Here is a 6288-nt window from a genome sequence, read left to right as displayed (position 1 = left end):
AATTAATTAATTGAAAACAAATTAGTTATACAAAAAACATGAGAATATGAGATATGAAACTGAAAAATCTTTTCTGGTAGAAACCTAAGTTCAAGTTATAAATGCGACACCTCCTAATTTTATAAATTGAATTCAGCAGCAAATAAAAGTGAAACAACTCATTTCCAGCGAGCCCCACTTAAGACTCATCAGCCCACGCCGTTTTGACAAGACAAGCCTTGTACAAAAAAGTAACGAAGGGACTGCCAAGCCCCGTGCCACAGCTAAACTTACAGTTAGTGACAGATACTGAAGACTTAGCTTCACATTTGCTAAGACTGATACTCCGGCAATACCCTTTAGAACGTTTAAAACATCTTCTTACAAAGCCTGGGTAAGCTTCTTTCAGTACTGCCGAAGGTACGTGGAAATTCTCTCTTAACTTCCTCTTTTTTCAGATTTTATATTCTTCTATCTTCCGATACAACGTAGTAAGCCCAATTTTCAGCAGACGGGCAGCTTCCGTCTTATTGCCTTTCGTATACTCCAACACTCGTGCAATATGTCTTTTTTCCATAGCTGCCAATTCAAAATTCCCGGCATTATCATCCGAGCATTCGTAATGATTGTTCTGAATCTCCAAAGGAAGGTCACATACATCCAACCGTCCGCCTTCACAGACAATCAGGCTGCGCTCAATCACATTCCTCAATTCACGGATATTGCCCTTCCAAGGTTGTTGTTCCAAGGCTTCCAGAAAAGCGGGAGTCATTTCGTTGACGGCATACGAAAGGCACTCGGAGAAACTTTTGGCAAAGGCAGTAGCCAAGATCTTAATATCGCCGGCACGTTCGCGAAGTGAAGGAAGATGCACCTGAAACACGGAAAGACGATAAAACAAGTCTTCACGGAAATGTCCCCCCCTGATTTCTTCCTGCAAATTGCGGTTGGTGGCAGCGATGATACGCACGTTTACTCTTGTAGGTTTCGTGTCACCGATCTTTATATATTCGCCCGTTTCGAGGATACGCAATAGCTTGGCTTGCAGTTCAAAAGCCATTTCGCCTATTTCGTCCAGAAAGATAGTCCCATTGTTAGCTTCTTCAAAAAGCCCTTTCTTATCTTTCAATGCTCCGGTAAATGAACCGGCTCTGTGACCGAACATTTCACTCTCCAACAGTTCTTTGCTGAAAGAAGAACAGTTGACCGCTACGAAATTCTGTTTACTCCGTTTGCTGCTGTAATGTATGGCTTGCGCAAAGACTTCTTTTCCGGTTCCGGTTTCTCCGGTCAATAGTACCGGGACATCAGTCACCGAAACTTTCTGAGCCAGCAGTACGGCCTCTTTCAAAGCTTTCGATTCGCCCAAGATAGAATCAAACGAATACATCTGCCCCACCTTCTTTTCGAGTTTTTCGAGCCGGACATTCATTTTTGCTTTCTCTACGGCACGACTAATCAGCGGGATAATCTTGTTGTTATCATCGCCTTTGGTTATATAATCGAATGCACCGTTCTTGATAGCCTGTACCCCATCAGGAATATTGCCGTGGGCAGTAAGAAGAATCACTTCGACGTTAGGAGCTAACTTTTTAATGTTCAGCACCAAGTCTACCCCATTTCCATCAGGAAGAAAGACATCGCATAGCGCCACATCAGGCGATTGTGTCTCCAACTGTTTGAGAGCAGCCTTGCAGTCGCCGGCCTGACATACTTCATAGCCCTCCAGTCCCAACATACGCGCCAACAGGCTACGAATCTGAACTTCATCGTCAATAACAAGAATTTTACTCATAATTTACCTATATTAAAAATAGAAGAATGAAAACAGGGTGCGCAAATATAAGTTTTTTCCGTGAATCCATGAACATTTCTTTCATACTGTTGTTATTTCCATAGGAAACTATTTACACCAAAAACAGAATATATGAAAGTTATTATCATCGGAGGTGTTGCAGGAGGAGCTACCACTGCCGCCCGAATCAGACGAGTAGACGAAGCCGCAGAAATTATCCTTCTGGAAAAAGGAAAGTATATATCTTATGCTAATTGCGGGCTGCCTTATTATATAGGAGGAGTGATTGAGGAACGAGAGAAATTATTCGTGCAGACTCCCGAAGCATTCTCCACACGATTTCGTGTTGACGTGCGTACGGAAAATGAAGTGATCTTCATCGACCGGAAAAGAAAAACCGTTACTGTCCGCCGCAGCAGCGAGGACACTTATCAGGAAAGTTACGACAAACTACTTATTTCCACCGGTGCCTCCCCCGTACGTCCTCCCCTGCCGGGAATCGACCTGAACGGAATCTTCACATTAAGAAATGTAGCGGACACGGACCGGATTAAAGAATATATCAATACCCATGCTCCCCGAAGAGCCGTTGTCATCGGAGCCGGATTTATCGGACTCGAAATGGCAGAAAACCTGCACGCACAAGGAGCAAAAGTTTCAATTGTAGAAATGGGAAATCAGGTAATGGCCCCCATTGATTTCTCCATGGCTTCGCTTGTTCACCAACATTTAATGGAAAAAGGAGTAAATCTGTATCTGGAACAAGCCGTAGCCTCTTTCGAAAGAGAAGGGAAAGGACTGAAAGTTATTTTCAAGAACGGACAGTCCGTTCCTGCCGATATTGTCATCCTATCTATCGGCGTGCGTCCGGAAACGAATCTGGCACGGGCTGCCGAACTGACAATCGGCGAAACCGGAGGCATCGCTGTGAATGACTATCTACAAACTTCCGATGAATCGATTTATGCGATCGGCGACGCTATCGAATTCCGCCACCCGATTACGGGCAAACCGTGGCTCAACTATCTGGCCGGGCCTGCCAATCGACAGGGACGTATCGTAGCCGACAATATCCTAGGCGCCAAAATTCCTTATGAGGGATCGATCGGTAGTTCAATCGCAAAAGTATTCGATCTGACGGTCGCTTCTACCGGTTTACCCGGCAAACGGTTGCGACAGGCAGAGATCGACTATATGTCTTCTACTATTCATCCTGCTTCGCACGCCGGTTATTATCCGAATGCCATGCCGATGAGTATCAAAATCATATTCGATAAAAAAACGGGAAGGCTGTACGGAGGACAGATTGTCGGTTATGACGGAGTAGACAAGCGGATTGACGAAATAGCGCTTGTGATAAAATATAAAGGTACAATCTACGACCTGATGAAAGTGGAACAGGCGTATGCTCCTCCGTTCTCGTCTGCCAAAGATCCGGTAGCTCTTGCAGGATACGTGGCGGAGGATATTATTTCCGGAAGAACACGACCTGCCTACTGGCGGGAATTGAGAGACATCGAAATGGAAAACAAATTCCTGCTGGATGTCCGCACACAGGATGAATTTTCATTGGGCACGCTGCCGGGAGCTGTGAATATTCCTTTGGACGAACTGAGGGACAGGATAGCCGAACTGCCGAAAGACAAGATGATTTATACATTCTGCGCCGTAGGATTGAGAGGGTATCTTGCTTACCGGATACTGACACAGCACGGATTTGAAAAAGTCCGTAATCTGTCGGGCGGACTAAAAACATATCGCGCTGCTACCGCTCCTATCATTATACACGAAGAAAATGATAATGAGACGGACGAGACAACAGTACGGCAAGAAGCAACGGTTCAGGCTAGCAAACCAGTTGCTCCTGTCGAAACAGCCAAGACTATCCGGGTAGACGCCTGCGGCCTACAATGTCCCGGCCCGATTTTAAAGATGAAGAAGACAATGGACATGCTCACTTCGGGAGAACGCGTTGAAATCACTGCAACTGATCCGGGGTTCCCTCGTGACGCCGCCGCATGGTGCAATTCAACCGGTAACCAACTCGTTTCGAAAGAGTCTTCCGGAGGAAAATCTGTGATAGTTATTGAAAAGGGAGAACCAAAATCGTGCAACATTGTTACTTCTTGTGACAGCAAAGGAAAAACTTTCATCATGTTTAGTGATGATTTGGACAAAGCTTTAGCAACTTTTGTACTCGCAAATGGTGCAGCAGCTACCGGACAGAAGGTGACAATCTTCTTCACATTCTGGGGACTGAACGTTATCAAGAAGTTGCACAAGCCGAAAACCGAAAAAGATATCTTCGGAAAGATGTTCGGTATGATGCTGCCTTCCAGTTCCGGAAAGCTGAAACTCTCGAAGATGAGCATGGGCGGAATAGGGGGAAAAATGATGCGGTATATCATGAATAAGAAAGGAATAGATTCATTGGAATCCCTGCGTCAGCAAGCCTTAGAAAACGGAGTGGAATTTATTGCTTGTCAAATGTCAATGGACGTCATGGGAGTGAAACAAGAAGAACTCCTCGACGAAGTAACGGTAGGCGGCGTAGCAACGTATATGGAACGGGCGGATAACGCGAACGTGAATCTATTTATTTAAAAGATATGACTAATAAAATATATTCAAACAAAATATGAAAACAATATGTGCAATGCGCGAAGTGTTCAGAGCCATGTCGAGCTTTGAAACTGCATTTGAAAAAGTATACCGGATAACGTTGAATGAAGCGATGATATTATGCATCCTCAAAGACGCCACCGAGAGAATGACGGCAACTAACCTGTCGAAAAGTACAGATTTAAGTCCCTCACATACATCGAAAATGCTCCGGATACTGGAAGAAAAAGGATTGATTGTCAGGGAACTCGGCAACGAGGACCGCCGGCAAATGTACTTTCACCTGTCTTCAACAGGCAAACAACGGGTTAGCGAACTGGAAGTTGACAAGGTGGAAATGCCGGAACTGCTGAAACCTCTGTTTAAATAAACGGAATTTCAAGCAAGAATCTGTAAAGAATGAATGGTAAGCAAACTAGCTGTTGATGCGGCAAAGAGCTTACCTTTTTTATTGAATCCCGAAAAAGAAAGATGTTAATTTTCCGGCAAAATAATTTTTCACGCGAACCTTTTTATTTTTTTCTTGTTGTTTCTAGCAAAAGCCCCAAGGTACCAGGGCGATGATTTTATATAACCTAAACATTATAAAAGATATGAAGAAATTAATTCCTATTTTATTGGCGGTCTTTGCACTCGCTTCCTGCGAAAAAGACCCGGACATGGGTAAGCTGGATGACAACTATCTGGTATACACTAACCACGACGAGAAAGCTGACTTCAAAGTTCCTACATTCTATCTGGCAGACAAGATTCTGGTGATCTCCGATAGTAAAGAACCGGAATATCTCGAAGGAGAAGGCGCTGAACAAATTCTGGCAGCTTATACGGATAACATGATTGCCAGAGGTTATGCAGCAGCAACCAACAAAGAAAGCGCTGACTTGGGTATTCAGGTGAGCTACATCGCAAGTACTTATTATTTCACCAGTTATTCACAGCCTGAATGGTGGTGGGGTTATCCCGGTTACTGGGGGCCGAACTACTGGGGCGGAAACTGGGGTGGCGGCTGGTACTACCCGTACGCTGTGACTTACAGTTATAGTACCAACTCATTCCTGACAGAAATGGTGAACTTGAAAGCCGAACAAGGCGAAAGCAAAAAGCTGCCCGTTGTATGGACTAGCTATCTGACCGGATTTGACACTGGATCCAAAGCTATCAACCGTACTCTTGCAGTAGAAGCTGTCAACCAGTCATTCGCTCAGTCACCTTATCTTACTAACAAATAAACAACTACAACTGTTATGAAAACAAGAAAAAATATATATTTCAAGGTAGTGGCCTTGGCGGTCATTGCTATCGCCTTCGCCATGCCGGCCAAGGCACAGCTATCAGACAACGGATATGCTAATATAGACTGGCAGTTCAATGCTCCGTTAAGCAATCATTTTGCCGACAAAGCAAGTGGTTGGGGAATGAACTTCGAAGGTGGTTACTTCGTGACTCCCAACATCGGTTTGGGACTTTTCCTGAACTATCACAGCAACCACGAATATGTAGGTCGCGAAACATTCAAAATGGCCGGTGGTGATGTCACTACCGATCAGCAACATACTATATTCCAGTTGCCTTTCGGTGCTGCCGCACGCTACCAATGGAATCGTGGCGGAGCCGTTCAACCCTACGTCAGTGCTAAATTAGGTGCTGAATATGCTAAAGTACGCTCTAACTTCAATATGCTCGAAGCAAGAGACAATAGCTGGGGATTCTACGCTTCTCCTGAAATCGGTATCAACGTATTCCCTTGGGTATACGGACCGGGGCTTCACTTTGCTTTATATTACAGCTATGGTACCAACAAGGCTGATGTACTGCATTACAATGTAGACGGTTTGAGCAATTTCGGCTTCCGTCTGGGTCTGTCATTCTAAGCCCGGCAACAATCAGAATTA

5 protein-coding genes are annotated in these 6288 nt (G+C 44.7%); 4 read left to right on the top strand and 1 reads right to left on the bottom strand.

The genetic code is table 11. The features are described 5' to 3' along the window. Positions 1-433: 433 nt before the first annotated feature. Positions 434-1774, bottom strand: coding sequence for a sigma-54-dependent transcriptional regulator (locus BHV72_RS16660; RefSeq protein WP_286856914.1), 1341 nt, complete (start codon positions 1772-1774; stop codon positions 434-436). A gap of 132 nt (positions 1775-1906) precedes the next feature. On the opposite strand from BHV72_RS16660, the gene BHV72_RS16655 reads away from it, so the two are divergent. From BHV72_RS16655 to BHV72_RS16640, 4 genes are all read left to right on the top strand, one after another. Beyond that, positions 1907-4378 (top strand): FAD-dependent oxidoreductase, encoded by a 2472-nt coding sequence (locus BHV72_RS16655; RefSeq protein WP_286856911.1) that lies wholly within the window; start codon positions 1907-1909, stop codon positions 4376-4378. A gap of 34 nt (positions 4379-4412) precedes the next feature. Then, the gene (locus BHV72_RS16650; protein ID WP_005675585.1) at positions 4413-4766 is read left to right on the top strand and encodes a MarR family transcriptional regulator; all 354 of its coding nucleotides are present in this window, start codon (positions 4413-4415) and stop codon (positions 4764-4766) included. A gap of 223 nt (positions 4767-4989) precedes the next feature. Further along, complete coding sequence (locus BHV72_RS16645) at positions 4990-5625, top strand: DUF4136 domain-containing protein (RefSeq protein WP_022041705.1); 636 nt, start codon at positions 4990-4992, stop codon at positions 5623-5625. Positions 5626-5640: 15 nt separating this feature from the next. Next, entirely contained in the window at positions 5641-6267 is a 627-nt protein-coding gene (locus BHV72_RS16640; protein ID WP_286856905.1) for a porin family protein, read from the top strand. Positions 6268-6288: the final 21 nt, after the last annotated feature.

The sequence above is a fragment of the Bacteroides sp. 43_46 genome, assembly GCF_001915455.1.
Classification (GTDB): domain Bacteria; phylum Bacteroidota; class Bacteroidia; order Bacteroidales; family Bacteroidaceae; genus Bacteroides; species Bacteroides caccae.
This window is presented reverse-complemented; position numbering and strand designations above follow the sequence as displayed.